The organism is Streptomyces sp. NPDC093546 (assembly GCF_044765045.1).
In the GTDB taxonomy this organism is placed as follows: Bacteria; Actinomycetota; Actinomycetes; order Streptomycetales; family Streptomycetaceae; genus Streptomyces.
Window position 1 is genome coordinate 131,170 of record NZ_JBIWJG010000016.1, and the last position, 19,720, is coordinate 150,889.

20 protein-coding genes and 1 pseudogene are annotated in these 19,720 nt (G+C 69.8%); 4 read left to right on the forward strand and 17 right to left on the reverse strand.

Translation table 11 applies throughout. From position 1 onward, the window contains the following. Nucleotides 1-25: 25 nt before the first annotated feature. The 14 genes and pseudogenes from ACIRNI_RS27880 to ACIRNI_RS27945 form a co-directional block, all read right to left on the reverse strand. The gene (locus tag ACIRNI_RS27880) at nt 26-289 is read right to left on the reverse strand and encodes a type II toxin-antitoxin system RelE/ParE family toxin (RefSeq protein WP_093677539.1); all 264 of its coding nucleotides are present in this window, start codon (nt 287-289) and stop codon (nt 26-28) included. Then, a complete protein-coding gene (locus ACIRNI_RS27885; RefSeq protein WP_019434848.1) occupies nt 282-551 on the reverse strand; it encodes a type II toxin-antitoxin system Phd/YefM family antitoxin in 270 nt (89 codons plus the stop codon). The genes ACIRNI_RS27880 and ACIRNI_RS27885 overlap by 8 nt, the downstream gene beginning before the upstream one ends. A gap of 629 nt (nt 552-1,180) precedes the next feature. Next, nucleotides 1,181-1,378, reverse strand: a pseudogene (locus ACIRNI_RS27890) (type II toxin-antitoxin system RelE/ParE family toxin); the annotation flags it as partial. 16 nt (nt 1,379-1,394) lie between these two features. Next, nucleotides 1,395-1,937, reverse strand: coding sequence for a hypothetical protein (locus tag ACIRNI_RS27895; protein ID WP_403555494.1), 543 nt, complete (start codon nt 1,935-1,937; stop codon nt 1,395-1,397). 264 nt (nt 1,938-2,201) lie between these two features. Further along, nucleotides 2,202-2,831: a DUF6000 family protein gene (locus tag ACIRNI_RS27900; RefSeq protein ID WP_403555496.1), complete on the reverse strand. Its 630-nt coding sequence runs from the start codon at nt 2,829-2,831 to the stop codon at nt 2,202-2,204. A 3-nt stretch (nt 2,832-2,834) separates the two neighbouring features. Then, nucleotides 2,835-3,566: a HEAT repeat domain-containing protein gene (locus ACIRNI_RS27905; RefSeq protein WP_403555498.1), complete on the reverse strand. Its 732-nt coding sequence runs from the start codon at nt 3,564-3,566 to the stop codon at nt 2,835-2,837. Continuing rightward, nucleotides 3,563-3,949, reverse strand: coding sequence for a CPCC family cysteine-rich protein (locus ACIRNI_RS27910; RefSeq protein WP_403555500.1), 387 nt, complete (start codon nt 3,947-3,949; stop codon nt 3,563-3,565). The genes ACIRNI_RS27905 and ACIRNI_RS27910 overlap by 4 nt, the downstream gene beginning before the upstream one ends. A 740-nt stretch (nt 3,950-4,689) precedes the next feature. Next, nucleotides 4,690-6,078 carry an NAD(P)/FAD-dependent oxidoreductase gene (locus ACIRNI_RS27915; RefSeq protein WP_403555501.1) on the reverse strand — a complete coding sequence of 463 codons (1,389 nt, stop codon included), beginning with the start codon at nt 6,076-6,078 and terminating at the stop codon, nt 4,690-4,692. A 129-nt stretch (nt 6,079-6,207) separates the two neighbouring features. Continuing rightward, complete coding sequence (locus ACIRNI_RS27920) at nt 6,208-7,398, reverse strand: cation:proton antiporter (protein WP_403555503.1); 1,191 nt, start codon at nt 7,396-7,398, stop codon at nt 6,208-6,210. A 4-nt stretch (nt 7,399-7,402) separates the two neighbouring features. Then, nucleotides 7,403-7,981 carry an isopentenyl-diphosphate Delta-isomerase gene (gene idi, locus ACIRNI_RS27925; RefSeq protein ID WP_403555505.1) on the reverse strand — a complete coding sequence of 193 codons (579 nt, stop codon included), beginning with the start codon at nt 7,979-7,981 and terminating at the stop codon, nt 7,403-7,405. Nucleotides 7,982-8,040: 59 nt separating this feature from the next. Continuing rightward, nucleotides 8,041-8,958, reverse strand: a complete 918-nt coding sequence (locus tag ACIRNI_RS27930; RefSeq protein WP_403555507.1) for an aromatic prenyltransferase — start codon at nt 8,956-8,958, stop codon at nt 8,041-8,043. A gap of 3 nt (nt 8,959-8,961) precedes the next feature. Beyond that, nucleotides 8,962-9,516 (reverse strand): cupin domain-containing protein, encoded by a 555-nt coding sequence (locus tag ACIRNI_RS27935; RefSeq protein ID WP_403555509.1) that lies wholly within the window; start codon nt 9,514-9,516, stop codon nt 8,962-8,964. Further along, the gene (locus ACIRNI_RS27940) at nt 9,509-10,555 is read right to left on the reverse strand and encodes a type III polyketide synthase (RefSeq protein WP_403555553.1); all 1,047 of its coding nucleotides are present in this window, start codon (nt 10,553-10,555) and stop codon (nt 9,509-9,511) included. The genes ACIRNI_RS27935 and ACIRNI_RS27940 overlap by 8 nt, the downstream gene beginning before the upstream one ends. A 341-nt stretch (nt 10,556-10,896) precedes the next feature. After that, nucleotides 10,897-11,718, reverse strand: a complete 822-nt coding sequence (locus tag ACIRNI_RS27945) for a helix-turn-helix transcriptional regulator (RefSeq protein ID WP_403555511.1) — start codon at nt 11,716-11,718, stop codon at nt 10,897-10,899. Between the two features lie 85 nt (nt 11,719-11,803). Between ACIRNI_RS27945 and ilvD the strand changes: the two genes are divergently transcribed. The 3 genes from ilvD to ACIRNI_RS27960 all read left to right on the forward strand — a co-directional run bounded on the left by ilvD (nt 11,804) and on the right by ACIRNI_RS27960 (nt 15,812). After that, on the forward strand, nt 11,804-13,648 hold the full coding sequence (ilvD, locus tag ACIRNI_RS27950; protein WP_403555513.1) for a dihydroxy-acid dehydratase: 1,845 nt from the start codon (nt 11,804-11,806) through the stop codon (nt 13,646-13,648). A gap of 233 nt (nt 13,649-13,881) precedes the next feature. Next, nucleotides 13,882-14,880 (forward strand): bile acid:sodium symporter family protein, encoded by a 999-nt coding sequence (locus ACIRNI_RS27955; protein WP_403555515.1) that lies wholly within the window; start codon nt 13,882-13,884, stop codon nt 14,878-14,880. A 14-nt stretch (nt 14,881-14,894) separates the two neighbouring features. Continuing rightward, entirely contained in the window at nt 14,895-15,812 is a 918-nt protein-coding gene (locus ACIRNI_RS27960) for an NADP-dependent oxidoreductase (protein ID WP_403555517.1), read from the forward strand. Between the two features lie 504 nt (nt 15,813-16,316). Here ACIRNI_RS27960 and ACIRNI_RS27965 read toward each other — a convergent pair. From ACIRNI_RS27965 to ACIRNI_RS27975, 3 genes are all read right to left on the reverse strand, one after another. Next, nucleotides 16,317-16,709, reverse strand: coding sequence for a DNA-binding protein (locus tag ACIRNI_RS27965; RefSeq protein ID WP_403555519.1), 393 nt, complete (start codon nt 16,707-16,709; stop codon nt 16,317-16,319). Then, on the reverse strand, nt 16,709-16,960 hold the full coding sequence (locus ACIRNI_RS27970) for a hypothetical protein (protein ID WP_018845686.1): 252 nt from the start codon (nt 16,958-16,960) through the stop codon (nt 16,709-16,711). Before ACIRNI_RS27970 ends, ACIRNI_RS27965 begins: the two co-directional genes overlap by 1 nt. 284 nt (nt 16,961-17,244) lie before the next feature. Next, entirely contained in the window at nt 17,245-18,213 is a 969-nt protein-coding gene (locus tag ACIRNI_RS27975) for a PDR/VanB family oxidoreductase (protein WP_403555521.1), read from the reverse strand. Between the two features lie 313 nt (nt 18,214-18,526). Here ACIRNI_RS27975 and ACIRNI_RS27980 point away from each other — a divergent pair, with 313 nt between their 5' ends. Next, on the forward strand, nt 18,527-19,702 hold the full coding sequence (locus tag ACIRNI_RS27980; protein WP_403555523.1) for a trans-sulfuration enzyme family protein: 1,176 nt from the start codon (nt 18,527-18,529) through the stop codon (nt 19,700-19,702). The last annotated feature ends 18 nt before the right edge of the window (nt 19,703-19,720 follow it).

The window sequence follows — 19,720 nt, forward strand, 5'->3', positions numbered from 1 at the left end:
ATATTCTGACGTCTTATCAGCCGGCTCAGGTGTCGTAAACGGTGGAGCGATGCCCGACGTGCACGACCCAGACCACGAGCTCCCCGTTGTCGATCGTGTAGACGACCCGGTAGTCGCCGACGCGCAGTCGGCGGCGTTCCGGCTGCGACACGAGCGCGGTGGTGTTGAAGCCGAGGGGGTCGCTCTCCAGCTCGGTCAGCTTGGCGAGGATGCGCAGCGCCATGTCGCGGGGGATCTTCCGGAGCTCGGCCTGCGCCTCGGGACGGAAGACGGTTCGGTACTCACTCACCGCGCGCCAGCGTCTCCCTCATGATGTCCTCGATCGGGATGCCTGGGGCCGGGTTGGCCATGCGCTCGTCGATGATCCGGTTGATCTCGCGCTCTTCCCACTCCTGGTACTTGCGTAGCACCTCAATGGAGACGACGGCGGCGACTTCCTTGCCTCGACGTGTGATCACCGTGGGCACGTCGTCGCGGTCCGCGCGCTCCACCACCTCCGCCAGGTGGGCGCGCACGTCGCGGATGGACTCTATGGGTAGCGGCTGCGTCATGCGCTCAAGTGTACCGAGTGTGCCATGTGTACACAATCGGGGATGGGTCGTGCGGCCGTGCGCTCGGCCCGGAGGCGCAGCGGGATCCTCGGGTCACCGCGTCGGAGTCTGATGTCGGTGACAGAATCTGCCTGATGACTGACGAGGACATGCCCGACGCGGACCTGACCCCCGGTTCACGCTGCCTTGGGGTGCATGGTTTATGCGGCTGCAACGGTCGAGATGGCCGTCGAGATAGCCGGGGCGCTGTTGGCCGCCGATGAGGGCGAGGCGGCCAAGTTCAAGGGAAAGACGATCGCCCTACCCGGTGTGAACTGTGCGGTTGGGCGTCGCCGAAGACCCGACGGGGACCGGCCGGCGCGGTTGGTCAGCGACCGCTGGTGCTGGATGTGCTGGATGAACTCCTACCGTGCTGGATCGGTGCTGGATCCGATCTTTCGGAAGGATGTTTTCGCAGGTCAGAGCTCTGCACCTGACGTTCCGCTTCAACGTGTAATCGAGTCGTTGCCGTGTGCTGGATGATTCGTCAAGCACGCAGGTCAGAAGGGGTCGACCTCCAAGGAGGTCGACCCCTTCGTCGTCACCGTGCTGGATGGGTGCTGTGTGTTCCGACGTTGAGTCAGCTGCCGTCAGGTGTCGTAAACGGTTGAGTGATGTCCGACGTGAACGACCCAGATCACCAGTTCTCCATTGTCGACCGCGTAGACGATGCGGTAGTCGCCGACTCGCAGCCGACGACGCTCAGGCTGGGACACCAAAGCGGTGGTGTTGAAACCGAGGGGGTCGCTCTCCAGCTCCGTCAGCTTGGCCAGGATGCGGAGTGCCAGGGTAGGGGCTGTGCCGCTACCGAGGGCCGCCCCCGAAAAGGAGTTCGTACGGCAGATGGTCGTCGTCCGGAACGCACGGCACGTAGTTCGGCATCGTGCGTGCGGCGACGGCCAAGAGCCGGGAGGCAGCTTCTTCTTCGGAGACAGGGGCGAGTCCGAGGGCCTGCAGGAGGCGGTCGCGCTCGGTGTTGAAGTCGGGGCGGTCGGCGCGGAGGTCCGCCCCCAGCTCGCTGATCGTGAAGCCCTTCGCCAGGTCGCGCCAGAAGGGCAGCACCACGATGAGCGTGATGGCCTCGACGAGGTCGGCGCCGATCAACGTGGCCTGGCCCTCCGAGTCGGCGTACAAGACGGGCCTCTCCACGGCCCCGGCCTTCCCGCACAGGTAGTACGTGCCGCCAGCGCCGCAACCGGCTATCGGGTGGAGGGGGATCCGGGTAGGGAGGGCAAGTTCCTCGAGGGGGTCCCGGCGCTCGACGTCGAAATCGCCAGGCCAGGCGAGCGCGGTGGCAAGGGAAGGCTCCTGCTCGATCCGGCGGAGTAGATCGTCTGATGCGGTCATGGGGCGGAACGTAACAGCGCCCTCGGGTGGCCGCAGCAGCCGAGCCGGCGGGTCATAGCGAACGAGCCTCGTCGATGCCGCGAGATCGGCAGCGTACGTGACCCCCTTCCGACCGAGGGCGGGGGCAGTCCGGCACGACCTTCCCGTGCGCAGGCAGGGTGACCGGCCTGCCCGAGGAGTTGCCCGGCTTTGCTTGCCCCCCGACCCCTTGGCGACCGGGGCGGTCGTTGCGTCCAGCACGCCAGCCGCAGCAGGCGGCTGTGGCTACGGCCGGGTCCAGCCGTTGGCGAAGTCGCATTGGAGGTCCGTCCAGCGGCGAAGCTCGGCGGAGGTGTGGCTGGGGTAACCGAGGCGTCCTACGCCTTTGACCCACTGGCCCCAGAGGCCGTCGGGTTCTGTGAAGCGGTCGGCGTGGTGGGTGCCCAGGTGGGCATCGAGGCGGAGGAGGGCGCCGAGAGCGACGGGCTGGTCGTAGTGGAGGTCGGTGCGGGGGAGGTAGCGGTCGAGGTAAGCGGTGAGGATCTCGGCGTCCGCGTGCGTGCCGAAGCGGGCAAGAGCGAAGCAGTAGGCACCGCCGGAGTAGCAGACCTCGCTGGCGAGGAGCAGGTCGCCGATGCGTGCCCGGAATCGGTCGCGGCGGTCGACGCCGATCAACCAGCCGGCGGTGAGGCGCGAGCGCCATTCATACCCGAGGAGTGCTTCCAGTTCCTCGTCGGTGATCGCGGCGGCGTCATTGAGCAGGTGTCGGGTGAAGCGGGTGGTGTGCCACCACCGGGGGCTCAGGAAGCGCCCGCCATTCAGTACGAGGTAGCGCGGGAGGCCCGCGTACATCCTCGTCACGTAGCTCTCGACCACATGGCCGTAACCGATCTCCTCGGGGCGCTGGAACGGCATCGGTCACCTCTCCGGGTACAGGTCGGTACGGTCGATCCAGCTGGGGGCGACGAAAATGTCGTCGCCGGCGGGGGCTTCGGAGGCTTCCAGCAGCGACCAGGTGCGGGACTCTTCGACCAGGTGGTCCCAGGGCGCGGCCCAGTCGAGTTCCCAGTCCAGGCCGGTGCCGGAGACGCCGTACGTGCTGTCGGCGTCCACCCGCCAGAACTGGGAGTAGAGGATCACCTGGGTGTGGTCGGCCAGGTCGTTGACGATCTCGGTGAAGCGGACCGAGGGCCAGCCCGGGGCGTCGTCCGCAGTGGTGGCTCGTAGGCGCGCGGTGAGCGGCGGGACGACAGGTTTACGGACGCCGAGTTCAGTTAGCGCCCAGCGGATGCCGTCGGGCTCGGTCCAGTCGGGTGGGGTCGCCCGTTCCAGGCAGGCGCGGTAGGCGCGGCGCAGGGGCTCGATGGCGCCGTCGATCTCCAGGCTCGCCAGGGCCATGGCCGCCCATTCGCGGACGGTCGGGTTGTCGCTGTCCAGTAGGCCGATGAGAGCGGGGCCGCAGCGGGGATCGCCCACCTCCTCGAAGACCTCGATGGCGGTCAGCTGGCCGAAGCCGCCGAGGGTGGGCAGGTCGTTGATGATGGCGGGTATGGCGTCGGCGCCGATCCAGATCAGCTCCGCGCGGGCGTCGTAAGACTCGTCGGCCTTGCCGTCGAGCTGCTGGACGAGTGTCTCGATGTGGGAGGTCATGACGCGGAGTGGTCCCGACGCCAGAAAGTGGGGAGCCACCAGCAGAGCACCGAGCAGTCGTCGGGCCAAGGGGCGCGGTCCTCGGCTGACCAGTCCTCGAAGGAGTCGCGTGTCAGGTCGATGGGGTGCCAGGCGGGGTCGAGCGGCTCGTCCTCCGCCGGAGGGCGGACGTACCGGCGGCCGTGCTCGTCGCAGGCGCCGAAATCCTGGTAGTTGCGCTGGGCCTCGATCAGGGAGACCTTGTTCGCCCCGCCGGCCATGGTCGGCCAGCGGAACTGGACCCCGTCGTCCTCCCAGAAGCAGATGGGGCAGATCTCGTACGAGCCGGGCATCTCGCCCAGCACGCGGTGCCCGCAGCACGGGCAGGGGTAGGAGTCGCTCACCTGCGCAGTCTCGTTGCAGGTCCCGCCCGTGTGCCATGGATTTCTCTGCCTCGGGATCCCCGGCCAGTCCGCAGCCAGTGCGCAGGACACCCGTAAATGGCCGTTGGGAGCCAACGCATGCCAACCAGGAAACCCAGGGTCAGAGCCATGGATGGGGCTCCGCCGCAGGTCAGGATCAGCCCGCAGGCATTCCGCTTCGTGTAGTTGAGTTCCAGGATCTCCCTCTGGCTTGCGTATGTGCAGGTCAGAGGGAGATTTCCGCATTCCGGGCCTGCTGTGGTCATACGTTGCGTCGTCACGTTCGAGGCGCGGGCAAGGCGGGGAACATGCAGGTCAAGCGGTGGCTGGTCGATTCCGTTCAGGCTTGTCGGGATTCCCGTGCTGGATCGGTGCTGGATTTCACGACGGGTCGTCAGCCCGGGAAGTTGTTCCTGGAAGGTCAGGTCGTCGCTCCTGCCGGGGTTCGCACGGTCGGTAAGGCGCTCTGCTCGGCGTCTGTGCGGGGGTGTCCCACCGGCTGGTGGGGCCAGCCCCCTTCGACCAGTTCGGTCCGCTGTCCATCTGCCCCTGCCACGGCTGCCGCCGCATCGGTGGCGACCGGGGTGGGTGTGGTCCGCGCCCGTGAGGGAGCCGACCACACCCTGGCCACATTCAAGAGCATCCGCGTAGCCCGACCCGACGACTCCCTCGTATACGTGACCGCCGGCAACTGGGTAACGCAGTGGTCACGTGTCTTCCGGTCACGCCTCCGGGACGCGCTGCAGGCCCAGGTGGGGGGATGTGACCAGTTGGAGGCCGTCGATGGGGTCCTCGACCTGGGCCAGCCGGGGCTGGGCGAGGAAGAGAGGGCGGTTCGGGTCGGATCCCTGGTCCTGGTGGATGCGGCGGGCCTCGTCCTCCAGCTGGGAGGAGACGACCCGGGTCGAGGCGTCGGTGACTTCCCGTATGTCCGTGAGGCCGCCGATGACCTCGCCGAAAGCCTCCTCCTGGCCGGTCGGCGCCTTGCCGACCAGGCGGTCGGCGGTCCAGAAGAAGTCGTCCTTGCCGCGATATCCCTGGTACATGTTGCTGACCAGGGTCAGCGTGCGGTTGTACGCCCGCTTGTAGGAGTACTCGAAGAAGCGCAGCCCTTCGGCCTCGGTGATCTCGCCCCGCCTGGCCGAGGCCAGGGCGGCGGCGCCCACCATCCCGCCGTACATGGCGAAGTGGATTCCGCTGGAAAGGAGGGGATCGAGGAAGCAGGCCGCGTCCCCGACCATGAGGTAGCCGGGGCCGGAGAACTCGTCGGCGATGTAGGAGTAGTCCGTCTCCACCCGGGCCGGCGCGGTGTAGGTGGCGTCCGCAAGGAGCCCCATGACCTCCGCGGATTCCTGGAGGTAGGCATGGTAGAGCGATTCGGTGTCCGCGTGCTGCCGCTTGTCCTGGGCGAACAGGTCCTTGTGCGTGACCAGCCCCACGCTGGTGCGGCCGTCGCCCAGCGGGATGACCCAGTACCAGCCCTTGGGGGAGGAGATCACATTGATGCCGCCCTCGGGGCAGTCGGGCAGTGCGCCCGCGTTGTCCCAGTAGCCCCAGATCGCCACGTTGCGGAAGAGCTCGTGCGGCCGGCGGTTGCGCAACTGCTTGCTCAGCAGACCGGACCGCCCGGAGGCGTCGACCAGGAAGTCGAAGTCGTCGATGGTGAAGGCGGTTCCGTCCTCCGACCTGCACTCGACCGCGGACGGGCGGCCGTCGGGACCGAACGTCACCGACCGGGCCGTGACACCGTGCTCGGCCTTGACCCCCTTCTCACGGGCGTTGTCGAGAAGGAAGGTGTCGAACCGGCCCCGGTCGACCTGCCAGGTGTGTATGTCCTTGCCGAAGATCTTGCTCCAGTCGATCACCCAGGTGTCCTCGCCCCAGGCGAAGACGGCACCGCGCTTGCGCTGGAAGTTCAGCTCGTCGAGCCGGTCCGCCACGCCGAGGACCTCCAGGACATGGCGGCTGGCTGGCGTCAGGGACTCCCCGATGTGGTACCGGGGGAAGTGGTCCCGCTCGATCAGCCGGACCGAGAAGCCCTCCTGCGCCAGGAAGGTCGCGGCGACCGAGCCGGCCGGGCCTCCGCCCACTACCAGGACATTGTTCGACAAAGTCTTTTCCTCGTCTCGTCGTTCGCTCGGATGACGTCATGAACGCGGAAGGCGTCATGACGTCATGACGTCGGTGTGTGGTGCGATTCCGTACGGTCCGGGCGCTGTACGGAAAGAAAGCCGTACGGGTCAGACCGGTACCGCTCCGCGTGTTCCGTACCGGGTGAGCAGCGGTCCGGTTACCGCGGTGGTCAGGAGGGCCATCACGACCATGGCCGAGTAGAGCTCCTGGCCGATGAGGCCGAGTTCCATGCCGGTGGTGAGCACGATCAACTCGGTGAGCCCCCGGGTGTTCATCAGCAGGGCCAGCAGCATGGACGGTTCACGGGGCAGGCGGCACATCCGGGCGGCGGCGTAGGTGCCCACCACCTTGCCGGTCACAGCGACAAGCACGATGACGGCGAGTAGCCCCAGCGCCCCGCCGGTCGGGTCCAGGTCCACTTGGAGCCCCGCGACCACGAAGTACACGGGCAGGAAGAACCGGCTGACCATGGACGCCTGCTCCGCCACCTGCGCGGTGGCCGGGACGCGTGGGCTGACCAGCCCGAACAGGAAGGCACCGAAGATGAAGTGCAGTCCGATCAGTTCGGTGACCGCACCGCTCGCGAGAGCGCCACTGAACAGACAGGCGGCCGACGTGGCCGGCGAGCCCACGGAGGTCAGCCACCGCAGCAGCGGCGGCACGACCCCTCCTAGAACCAGGGCGAACGGCACCACAAGAGCCACCAGCCACGGTGAACCGCTGTGGTCCCCGGCCAGCGCGACGACCACGGCGAGCCCGGACCAGGCGAGCACATCGGCCACCGCGGCGACGGCCATCGCCAACGTGCCTGTCTCGGTGGCGGTCATGCCCTGGTCGATGAGAATCCGGGACAGGACCGGGAACGCGGTCACCGACATGGCGATGCCCATGAAGAGCACGGAGCCTGTCGGGTCCGGCTGCCGCCAGTAGCCGGTCAGCACCAGGCACCCGCCGAGCAGGGAGCCGAGTACGAAGGGCAGCAGCAGCGAGCCCAACGCGATACCGGCCGACCGTCGCCCGCCACCGCGCAGTGAGCCCCGCCGGAACTCCAGGCCGAGACCGAACATGAACAGGGCGACGCCGAGATCGCCGACCCCGGCGAGGAGCGGCCGGACGGTGTCCGGGACCACCAGGTGCGACCATGCCCCGAGCAGGGTCGGGCCGAGCAGGATGCCACCGAGGAGTTCGCCGATCACGGCGGGCTGCCCGAGGCGGGTGGCAAGTGCGCCGAGCAGGGCGCACCCGGTGAGGACGAGTGCGAGATCGAGCAGGAAGACGACGATCTGCTGGCTGGTCACGGGACTACCAGCCGCCTCGCGGGGCCAGCTTGCGGATCTCCGGGAGCGCCGCGTCGAGAACCGTGGCGAACCAGGCGGAGAACGTCTCGCGCCCCTGGAGTTCCGCGAGTTCCCGCGCGGTCACGTACGTGGTCTCCGCGATCTCCCCGGCGTCGGGCCGCGGTCGCTGGGACACCAGACCCGTGAAGAGGTGGTTGTACTCCTGCTCCACCAGGCCGGACGCCGGATCGGGGTGGTTGTAGCGCACCGTCCCCGCCTCCTGGAGCAGCTCCGGCGCCAGGCCCAGCTCCTCCCCGGTGCGGCGGGTCGCCGCCACGAAGGGGAGCTCCCCCGGATACGGATGCCCGCAGCAGGTGTTCGACCACACGCCGGGGGAGTGGTACTTGCCCAGAGCCCTGCGCTGCAGCAGCATCCGGCCTTCGGAGTCGAAGAGGAACACCGAGAAAGCCCGGTGGAGCCGCCCCGGCGCCTGGTGCGCCGACAGCTTCTCCGCGGTGCCGATCGTGGTGCCCTCCTCGTCCACCAGCTCCAGCATCACGGCGGGAGGCGGGTCGGCAAGGGGCGTGGACGGACTGAGGGACATGGGCTTCCTTCTCATGGCTGGTCTGCGACGGACGTGCGGAGGCGTCGTGACGTCAGAGGTCACCGGGCGGGCCGCTGCTCCGGGGCGCCGTCCAGGTGCATGGCGTTCACCAGCTCCGGCTTCCAGTGGAAGAAGGGCTCCAGCTTGTAGTACGTGCCGCGCGCCGACAGCGTCGTCGCGTAGATGCACTTGCGGTCCACACCGGCGAACGGGACCCCGTTCGCAAGGCGGGTGATGGTCGGGCCCAGGGTGGTGGGCACCTGACCGGGGTCGGGGACGAGCACGGGGAAGCACGCCCGGTCGATCTCCGAGGAGTCCCAGGAGAAGGTGAAGTAGACCGCGAACGCCTTGGCGCACAGGTCCAGTTCGGCCTCGGTGGGCTCGGGAATGCCGAGTTCGGCGGTGAGTGCGCGGACCCTGTCCGGTGCGAAGGTGCCGGCCGGGAGGCCGTCGAAGTAGATGTTGAGGGTGTGGGAGGTGTAGTCGACCGCGAAGAGGCTCGCCGAGGTCAGCCCGTACCGCGCCAGGAGTCCGAGGTTGTCCCCGACCGCGCGAGGCATCGACTCCAGCGCGGCGAACTCGTCGAGCGGCTGCTGCCGGCCGCTGGGGAAGAAGCACCAGATCTTCTGGAAACCGGCGCCCATCTCGAAGTCGCCGCCGGTGCCCTCGACGGGGAGGCGCTCCTTGACCTCGTGGAAGAGCCGCGCGGCGGGGTGGTCGCTGGGCTCCACCATTCCCGCGGCGATCGCGGTCTCCAGCGGGTCGAGATCGCCGCGGTACTTGATGTACCGGTAGCCGAACAGCTGCTCGCGGCGCGTCCCGGTGGCTATCCGGAAGGCCACCGTGGAGTCGGTGAAGGCGTCCTCGAAGGCGATCAGGGCGGACTTCACCTTCGCCGGTTCCATCGGCAGACCGAGCAGCTGGGCGGATTCCTCGATGGCGGCGTAGATCTCGTCGATCCCTACGGCTGTGGTCATGTCCTACTTCTCCTCGGCTCGGGGTGCGGGGGCGTCCGGCTGCGGGCGCTCGAAACGAAGGGGGGTGATCTGGCTGACGTCGTACCGCTTGCGCATGTCCTCCACGGCCGCGGCGTCCACCGTGGCGCCGCGGGACCAGATCTCCGCGATCTCCTCGAAGTACTGCTCGTGATCGGGTGAGGGGAAGCTCTGGAAGAGCATCTTCACCGGCTTGTCGGTGGCGTTGCGGAACGCGTGCGGGGTGCCCGGAGGTACGAACATGCAGCTCCCCTCCTCCGCTCGGACGACGCGGTCGCCCTTGGGGGAGGTCCAGTGGTGCCAGGTGTCCGGGGTGCGTTCGACCGGCTCGAAGCAGAGCACGTCCAGCTCGCCCTGGAGGACGTAGAAGAACTCCTGGGACCGGGTGTGCACATGCGCGCCGACATCGAATCCGGGCGGGACGACCACCTCGAAGACGGATACGGCCGAACCCATCTCCCGGGTCGCCTTGAAGGTGACTTCCTGGGCCGGGGTGACCAGCTTGCGTCCGGCGCCCGGCGGAACGACGAGATCAGTCATGTGCGTACTGCCCACCCCGGCCGCCGCCCTCGGTTCGGACGGCGTCGCTGCTCCATCGTCCGAGCGCCATCTCCGCGGTGATGCCGGGGCCGAAGCCGGCGATCAGGCCGGTCGCGCCGGGCTGTGGGGCGGCCTCGTCGAAGAGCCGCCGGGCCGCGTCGAGGACGACCGCGCTGGCGATGTTCCCGTACTCGGTCAGCGTCGCCCAGCTGTGCCGGAAGACCGTACGGTCGACGCCGAGGTAGGTGGCGAGGTCGTCCAGGATCCGGGGGCCGCCGGCGTGGACGAGGTAGAAGTCGAGGTCGCCGGCGTCCCAGCCGTGGCCTGCGGCGAGCTCGCGCAGCACCGGTGCGAGCGGTTCCATGGTGCCCGGGACGCGGCGGTCGAGCTGGAAGTGGAACCCGGTGTCGCGGACGGCGTAGGAGATCCAGTCTTCGGTGTTCGGGATGATGTAGGAGGCGTTGCGCTCCAGCGCGATGCCGGTTCCGCCCTCGCCCCGCACGACGGCGGCCGCGACAGCGTCTCCGAACAGGCCGTCGGAGAGCAGCGAACCGACGTCGTCCGCGTCGGGCTGGTAGCACAGCGAGCACAGTTCGCAGGAGACGATGAGGACGTTGCTGCCGGGGTGGGCCGCGCAGAAGTCGTGGGCCCGGTTGATCGCCGCGCCGCCGGCCGCGCAGCCCAGCTGGGCGATGGGGATCTGCCGGGTGTCGTAGCGGAACCCCATGGTGTTGATCAGCCAGGCGGTCATCGACGGCATCATGAATCCGGTGCACGACACGTAGATGATGGCGTCGATGTCACGGGCCCGCAGCTGCGCGTTGGCCAGGGCTTCCTCGACCACGTCCGGGCAGCGCTTCTTGGACTCCGTCTCGAATATGCGGTTGCGCTCCTCGAAGCCGGGGTGGCTCAGAGTCTCCTCGATGGGCTGGACCAGATGCCGTTTCCGTACCCCGGTGTTCTGTATGAGCCGGAGCGCCAGGGCCAGTTGCGGCTTTCCCGCATGGGCCTCGGCGGCGAACTCCAGGGTCTGCTCCATGGTGATGACGTGCTCGGGCACGGCGACGGCGGGACGGCAGAGGACGGTCAATTCATTCTCCTTGGATCAACTCCTGGCCGGCGCCCGAGGGGTGCCGGGCGCGGCCGTTCGCCGTGACGGGAAACGGGAGGTGGGGGGCTGGCCCGGATAGGGCGTCGAGTGCGCGCGCTCCTGGCGCCGATGCGTACGGCAACGGACATACCGGTTCAGGGCGAGAGGGGAGAGGGCGTCTTTCGGAGTCGGCCGACCCTCGGGGAAGGCCTGTTCCCCTCGGCGCGGTGGTGATCGTTCATCACGGCGGAGGCCGTTGTCAATCGTAAACGATCTTTAAAGTCGCGGACTTATCGCCCGGATTCCGGCATTGCGGGCGGCGTGGTCGGGGTGTACACGACCACATGGAGGTCGGGGTGGTCCGCTGGAGAGAGGCGGTGGTGCTCGAAGTGGCGAGGCCCCGCAGTGGGGTGGTCGAAGGTGCGCAGGCGGGAGGCGAAACCCTCGACACAGTGGTCCTGCCAGGCGGCCCGGAACTCCGGGCTCACCTCCAGGAGGCGCTGCACGGCCGACGAGTTGGAGAGGTCGCCCAGTCTCGGCCCGGCTTCGGCGCGGAACTCGGCCAGGAACCGACGGCTCGTCACATCCCAGTCGGGGAGCAGGCCGCGGACGTAGGGGTCGGTGAAGACCAGCCAGAGGAGGTTGCGCTCGCTCGGCGGGACGGTGGCGACATTCGGATAGAGGTCGAGGTAGGCGGCGTTCCAGCCGGTGATCGTCCAGTCGGGCGCGATGGCGTACGCGGGGAATCCGACGAGCGCGTCGAGGAGCCGCTGGACGTGGGCGGGCGCGGTGTGGGTGGCCGGACCTGCGGTTTCGGTGCGGGGGGCGTAGCCGGCCAGCGAGAGCACATAGCCGTGTTCGGCGGGGGTCAGGCGCAAGGTGCGCGCGAGTGCGTCCAGGACGTCGCGGGAGGGCTGGATGTCCCGGCCCTGTTCCAGCCAGGTGTACCAGGTGGCGCTGACCTGGGAGAGCGTGGCGACCTCCTCGCGGCGCAGGCCGCCACGGCGGCGCGGGCCGGCCGGGGGAAGGCCGACCTCGGTCGGCTCCAGACGGGAGCGGCTGGCGCGCAGGAAGCCGCCCAGTTCCTTACGCCGTTCCGCCGCTGATTCCATGCACGCAGGATAAGTGCTGGTAGTGGGAGTGATAGCAGCGAGGGCGTCTTCCCGTCCGGGCGGAACTTCCCCGAGTATGCGGAACATGCCGCAGTTGAGATCCCGCACCGTCACCCATGGCCGGAACATGGCCGGAGCTCGCGCCCTGATGCGCGCCTCCGGCGTCCCCAGCGCGGACATAGGCGTCAAGCCGGTGGTCGCGGTGGCCAACAGCTTCGCCGAGTTCGTCCCCGGCCACACGCATCTGCAGCCGGTGGGGCGGATCGTGAGCGAGGCGGTACGTGAAGCGGGCGGCATCGCCCGGGAGTTCAACACCATCGCGGTCGACGACGGCATCGCCATGGGGCACTCCGGGATGCTGTACTCGCTGCCCTCCCGCGAGCTGATCGCGGACTCCATTGAGTACATGGTCCAGGCGCACTGTGCGGACGCGCTGGTGTGCATCTCCAACTGCGACAAGATCACCCCGGGGATGCTGATGGCCGCGCTGCGGCTCGACATCCCCACCGTGTTCGTCTCCGGCGGCCCCATGGAGGGCGGCCGGGCGGTCATGACGGACGGCACCGTGCGGACCGGACTGACCCTGGTCAACACCATCACCGAGGCGGTCAACCCCGCGGTCTCCGACGCGGACATGGAGTCCATCGAGGAATCGGCCTGCCCCACCTGCGGGTCGTGCGCCGGGATGTTCACCGCCAACTCTATGAACTGCCTGGTCGAGGCGCTCGGACTGGCGCTGCCCGGAAACGGCACCACGCTGGCCACCCACACCGCCCGCAAGACGCTGTACGAGCAGGCCGGACGTACCGTCGTGGAACTGGCCGACCGGTACTACGGTAAGGACGACGCCACCGTCCTGCCGCGGGCGATCGCCTCCCGGGCGGCCTTCGACAACGCGATGGCGCTGGACCTGGCCATGGGCGGCTCGACCAACACCGTGCTGCATCTGCTGGCCGCCGCACACGAGGCCGGGCTCGACTACCGGCTGGCCGACATCGAGGCGCGCTCGCGCGAGGTGCCGTGCCTGTGCAAGGTGGCGCCCAGCAGTGCGTACCTGATGGAGGACGTGCACCGGGCGGGCGGGATTCCGGCGCTCCTCGGCGAGCTGCACCGCGCCGGGCTGCTGCGCACGGATGTGCACGCCGTGCACGCCGGCTCGCTCAGCGAGTGGCTCGCCGAGTGGGACGTGCGCGGCGCTTCCCCCGCTGCCGAGGCGGTCGAGCTCTTCCATGCCGCGCCCGGCGGCGCACGCTCGGCTTCCGCCTTCTCCCAGTCCGCCCGCTGGGACTCCCTCGACCTGGACGCGGCCGGCGGTTGCATCCGCGACCGTGCGCACGCCTTCTCGGAGGACGGCGGCCTCGCCGTACTGCGCGGCAACCTCGCGCCGGACGGGGCGGTGGTCAAGTCCGCGGGCGTCGCCGACGGCATGGACGTCTTCACCGGGCAGGCGGTGGTCACCGACTCCCAGGAGGAGGCGTCTGAAGCGATCCTCTCCGGACGGGTCAAGCCCGGCAGCGTCCTGGTCATCCGCTACGAGGGTCCGCGCGGTGGCCCCGGTATGCAGGAGATGCTGTACCCCACGGCCTACCTCAAGGGCCGCGGCCTGGCCGAGTCGGTGGCGGTCGTCACCGACGGGCGCTTCTCCGGGGGGAGTTCGGGCCTGTCCGTCGGCCATGTCTCGCCGGAGTCGGCGGCCGGCGGCCCGCTCGCCCTGGTGGCCGAAGGCGACCTGATCACGGTCGACATCCCCGGGCGCAGCCTACGTCTCCAGGTCCCCGAGCCGGAGCTCGCCGCGCGCCGCGCCGAGCGGGCGGCCACGGGCTACCGTCCGAACCGCGCCGACCGGCCCGTCACCACCGCACTGCGCGCGTACGCGGCCTGGGCCCAGTCCGCCGACACCGGCGCGGTGCGCGCCGTGCCCGCGGACTGACATCCGGGCCGAACGGTGTCCGGGCCGACTGACGACCCGGCCGACCGACGTCCCGGCCGGCACCGGCGGACATCCCGGAAGGTCGGTAGCCCGGCCGGTCACAGCCGCCCCCGGCCCTCCCGGCTCGGCCCCGCCCGAGCCGGGAACGACCATCACCAGGAACGGACACCCACCGCCCGCCGCCCTATGCGGCGGGCCCCACGGCGGACACCGCAACAGGAGACACACAGACCATGGACGACCTTCACGCTCCGGTCGCGTCCGGGCCGCGGGCCGAAGAGACCACCGGAGCCGACCGCACGGCCCGTCTCGCCGTCACCGTCTTCCCGCTGCTCGTGCTCGCGGCCGGTGGTCTTGGTCTCGCCGCACCGTCGGCGTTCGACGGAGGCAAACCGGCCATCCCCTATCTGCTCGGCCTGATCATGTTCTGCATGGGGCTGACGATGACGTCACAGGACTTCCGGATCGTCGCCGGAAGACCCTGGGCGGTCGGCCTCGGCCTGGTCGCCCACTACGTCATCATGCCGGGCCTCGGCTGGCTCATCGTCCAACTCCTCGACCTACCAGCCGAGTTGGCCGTAGGTGTGATCCTCGTCGGCTGCGCTCCGAGCGGGACGGCGTCCAACGTCGTCACGTTCCTGGCCCGCGGAGACGTTGCGCTGTCGATGTCCGTGGCGACCGTCTCCACCCTCGTCGCCCCGGTTGTCATGCCCTACCTCGTCCTGCTCCTCGCCGGGCACCTCCTCGACGTCGAGGCCGGCGCCATGGTCCTGGACATCCTGAAGACCGTCCTCGCCCCGGTCGTCGCCGGCCTGCTCGTACGGCGCCTGGCCGCCGGAGCGATACGCCGCTGTCTGCCCGTACTGCCCTGGCTGTCCGCGGTCACCGTCGGTGTGATCGTCCTGATCGTGGTGGCCGCGAGCGCCTCCGCGCTCAAGGAGGCGGCGTTCGCCGTGCTGCTCGCCGTGGTCCTCCACAACGGCCTCGGCCTCGCACTCGGTTATGCGGCGGGCCGGGCCGCCCGGCTGGAACCGGCGGCCAGCCGGGCGATGGCCTTCGAGGTGGGCATGCAGAACTCCGGGCTCGCCGCCTCGCTCGCCGCGACGTACTTCTCCCCGCTCTCCGCGCTGCCCGCCGCGGTCTTCTCGGTCTGGCACAACCTGTCCGGTGCGCTGGTCGCGGCGTGGATGAACCGGCGCTCCGGACAGCACCCCGAATCCCCCCGCCCCTGAAAGTCACGGACACGATGAAAGCCCAGCTCCTCACCGCATTCGGCAGCGCCGAGAACTTCGAGCTGTCCACGGTGCCCACCCCCGTCCCGGCCCGTGGCCAGGTTCTCGTACGCATCTCGGTGGTCGGGATCAACAGTCTGGAGCGGATGATCCGGAGCGGCCGGCTGGAGGGCATGTTCCCGACGCCGCTGCCGGCCGTGCTCGGCAAGGAGGTCGCGGGTACGGTCGAGGCCCTGGGGCCGGGGACGGCCGGGCTGACGGTGGGGGACCGGGTGGCCGGCTTCGCTGACTCCGGCGCCTACGCGGAATACTGCGTGGCCAGGACCGAGGCGCTCGCGGTCCTGCCCGACGGGGTGTCCTTCGAGACCGCGGCCACCCTGCCGGTCGCCGTGGAGACCGCGACGCGGGGGATCAGCGCGCTCGGGGTACGGCCGGGCTGGACCGTGGTGGTCAACGGGGCGTCCGGCGCGGTGGGCGGCGCGGCCGTGCAGCTGCTCGCCGCACGAGGCGCCATGGTCATCGGCACGGCGTCCGAGGAGAATCACCCGTACGTCACCTCCCTCGGCGCCGTCCCCGTCCGGTACGGCGACGGCGTCGAGGCGAGAATCCGTGGCCTCGCCCCGCGCGGTGTCGATGCGGTCTACGACGCCGCTGGCCACGGTTTCGCCGCCACTGCCGTCCGGCTGACCGGCGATCCGCAGCGCGTCCTGACCGTCGCCGGGTTCGAGGCCGCCTCGCTCGGCGTCCGTACTTCCACCGGGAGCCGTACCCCGAACGCCGAACCGGTCGCCTCCGTGCTCCCCCTGGTGGCGGCAGGCGTCTTCCGTACCCGGATCGACAGTTCCTTCCCCCTCGCCGACCTCGCCTCCGCGCACACCCACGGCGAACAGGGACGTCCCAGAGGGAAGATTCTCGTGGCCGTCCCCTCGTGACGTGGAGTCCGTGAACACAGGGAAAGCCGATGACAGCGTCCCCCTCCCGGGGGTCTCCCGCCGACTCGCCCACCGCCGACGTCCACGGCCGGCTTGTCCCCGCAGCCTGGGACCGCTGCCGCGACATCATGAACGGCGCGCTCCGGCCCTATGGACCTGACGTCACTGGGAACGGCAGTCACGGGAGGGCTGCCGGTATACCGGCGACCGTGCTGGATACGTGCTGGACGGCAGGCGGTGAACGGCAACGGTCGGCCCGGATATGGGCAGGCGGGGATGACCGAGCCCACGGGAGCGGCGGGGGCGCCCAGTCCGCGGCCAGTCCGCAGGACACCAGGTCAGAAGGGCTCCGCCTCTCCGGGGTGGGCCCCTGGGTTTTTTGCCGTCAAGCGCTGTGCCCGGCCTGCTTTTCAGCGGGTCGGGCATGAGCTTCGGTCTGTGGGGAGACCTCGGCCCGTGACGAGGGGCGGCGGCAGGTCCGCTCAGCGTGGCAGTGACACCGCCTCAGACCTTGATGACCTCCACGGAAGGGCCGCACAGGAGCGTCAGATCCTCGGGGTCGGACGTGAGGACGGTGACCGGCCGGGGTGCGTCGCGGGCGATGACGGCGAAGACGGCATCGATGGCGTACTTGTGGCCGTGAAGGTGCTGGGCGCGCAGAAGCGCGGCGGCCTGGTCAGTGATCTCCCTGGTGACGTCGTGAACGTCGACGCGGGAGAGGACCCACTTGATGCGGGCCGGGTGGATACGCTCGAAGTCGGCCTCAAGAGTGGTCATGGCGCTGGTGGCGACGCGGATGCCCTCTTCCGACGCCGCTTGGACCAGAGCCACGACGGTACGGTCCTTGCGGTAGAGCTTCGAGAGGCCTTCGCTGTCGAGCAGGAGGGTGCCGGGCATCAGGCGGCAGCCCCGCCGGCCTGCCGGTGATCGTGGCGCAGCAGCGCCCGGGCGGCCTCGACCTCCTCGCGGGTGAGAGCTTCGTTGTCGGTCTCGAAGTCGGCGACGATCTCCCGGAGCTTGTCCATGGCGACCCGTTGTTCGAGGGCCTCGGCGACGTAGGCGGAGAAGCCGCCCGGGCCGACGTGGGCGCGTACAGCCTCGGCGAGGTCCTCGGGCAGACTGATGGAGTACTTCCTGCTACCGCTCATGCCGCTGATCCTACCGGTGGTCGTAAAGCTGGGCGATGAAGAGTTCCTGCGGTTCCGACTGATTCGCGCCGGCTCGTCCGCATCCTTACGCCCGCCGCAGCGCCGTGGCCGAAGCCACCCGGAGAGCGGTCCTTGAGGCATTCCGCACGTCAACGTGTAGCGGCTGACGCGCCACCGCGTCACTGATCGTGCAAGATCGCAGGCCAGCAGGGATCCGACCCCTCCCGGGTCGGGCCCCTGGCCCTTCCCGTGCCGGGGCGGTGCTGGTGCCGAGATGCCCGGGCCTACAGGTCCAGGACCAGCCGGCTGCTCTCGGCCCGGCCCACGCAGATCATCATCGTGTTGCCGGCCTCCCGCTCCTCGTCGGTGAGCAGGACGTCGTGGTGCTCCGGGGTGCCGGCGAGCACCTTGGTCTCGCAGGTGCCGCACATGCCCTGCTCGCAGGAGTACGGCACTCCCGGAACCGCTTCGCGGACCACGTCCAGCAGGCTCCGGTCGGCCGGCACCCGCAGGGTGAGGCCGGTGCGGCGCAGTTCCACCTCGAAGGCGCCGTCGGACGCGGGCGGGGTGGCCGGAGCCGCCGGCTGGAAGCGTTCCAGGTGCAGCGCGCCCGGTGGCAGGAGGCGTTCGGTGCGGGTGCGTACCGCTTCGAGCAGGCCGTCGGGGCCGCAGCAGTAGACCACCGTGTCCGGCGGCAGGCCGGTCAGCGTGCGGTCGAGGTCGGGCAGGCCGTGGCTGTCCTGCGGCCACAGGGTGACCTCTCCACCGCGCAGGGCGGTCACCTCCGCATGGAAGGCCATGGTGTCCAGGGAGCGGCCGCCGTACAGCAGTGACCAGGACGGGGCGCCCGGGCGCGCGGCCAGCTCGCGGAGCATGGGCAGGAGGGGCGTGATGCCGATGCCGCCCGCGATGAACACGTACCGGGGGGCCGGGACGAGCGGGAAGCGGTTGCGCGGGCCGCGCACCGTCAGCCTGCTGCCGACCAGGGGCGTCGTATGGAGCTCCTCCGACCCGCCCCGGCCGTCCGGGACGCGCAGGACCGCGATGCGGTAGGCGTCGCGGTCCTCCGGCCGGCCGCACAGCGAGTACGAGCGGACCGTCCCCGACGGCAGTACGACATCGATGTGCGCCCCGGGCTCCCAGTCCGGAAGCGGCCCGCCGCCCGGATCCGCCAGCGTGATCCCCAGGACCCCTGCTGCCTCCGGCTCCGCGCGGACGACCGTGAGCTCGCGCACCGGTTCTGCCGTGTTCATCGACGTACTGCCTCTCCTCGGCGTTCGTGGGGGACGGGCACCCATCCTGGGCACCCATCCTCCGTCGCCGCACCGGGCCGCGCCACGCTTCTTCCCCGGCACGAAAGTGCAACGCACGAAACTGCCGCAACACCCGTGCCGACAAGGTCTTTTCCCGATTCCGGGGGGCGGCGGTGGCACACCCGTGCCATGCATTTTCGTGGCACCCGAGAAGCGGTGACAGACGGCCCGGCCCCGGTGAAGCTGAGTTCGCCGCAGTACACCGAGCCGCTCGAAAGCACCTGGTCGAGCGCCGTACACCGAGAGGAACACCGTGCCGACACAGCTGCATCCGGAGACCCAGGCGATCCATGTAGGGATCCCAGATCTGGGTGGGGCCCGGCCGCTGAACACGCCGCTCTACCAGACCGCCAACTTCGGCTACGACAACCCCGAAGAGCTGGCCGAAGCCATCAACAGCCCCGGATCGTTCGCCTATCTGCGCAACTCCAACCCCACGGTGCGCGCCCTGGAGAACGCCGTCTCCTCGCTGGAGGGCGCGGCCGCCAGCCTCGCCACCTCGAGCGGCATGGGCGCGATCCACACGGTGCTGCACACCCTGCTCGGCAGCGGCGACCACATCATCGTCCAGAAGCACCTGTACGGCGGGACGTTCGCCCTCCTGCGGGACCTCGCCGCACGCTACGGCGTCGAGGTCACGTACATCGACGGCCGGGACGCGGCGGAGGTCACCGAGGCCCTGCGGCCGACCACCAAGGTCCTGTACCTGGAGACCCTCTCCAACCCCACCGCCCAGGTCACCGACCTGCCCGCCTTCTTCGCCGCCGGCAAGGCCGCCGGCCTGACCTGCGTCGTCGACAACACCTTCGCCTCGCCGATCGGCTGCCGGCCGATCTCGCTGGGGGCCGACGTGGTGGTGCACTCCTCCACCAAGTTCCTCTCCGGCCACTGCGACGTCCTCGGCGGCATCGCGTCCTTCGCCGACGCGGCCCTCCACCGCGAGGTGTGGTCGCGCTCGCTGGAGACCGGCACCATCGCCGATCCGTTCGCCGCCTGGCTGACCCTGCGCGGCCTGGCCACGCTGGGCCTGCGCATGCGCCGCCACCACGAGAACGCCGACGGCCTCGCGCTGTTCCTGTCCGGCCACCCCAAGGTGGCCAAGGTCCACTGGCCCGGACTCCCCGACCACCCGGGCCACGAGCTGGCGCGGCGCCTGCTGCCCGACGGGTACGGCGGGGTGCTGGCCATCGACGTCGCGGGCGGGCGCAAGGAGACCCTCGAGTTCACCCGGCGGCTGCGGCTCGTCGACCGCGCCGTCTCCCTCGGCGGTTTCAAGACCCTCGTGCAGCAGCCCTCGGCCACCTCCCACCGCTCGATGGACGCCGAGGGGCTGCGCGCCATCGGCATCACGGAGGGCACGGTCCGCATCGCCGTCGGCCTCGAGCACCTCGACGACCTGAAGGCCGACTTCGCTCAGGCGCTGGACTGAGCCCGCTCACCCCGGGCC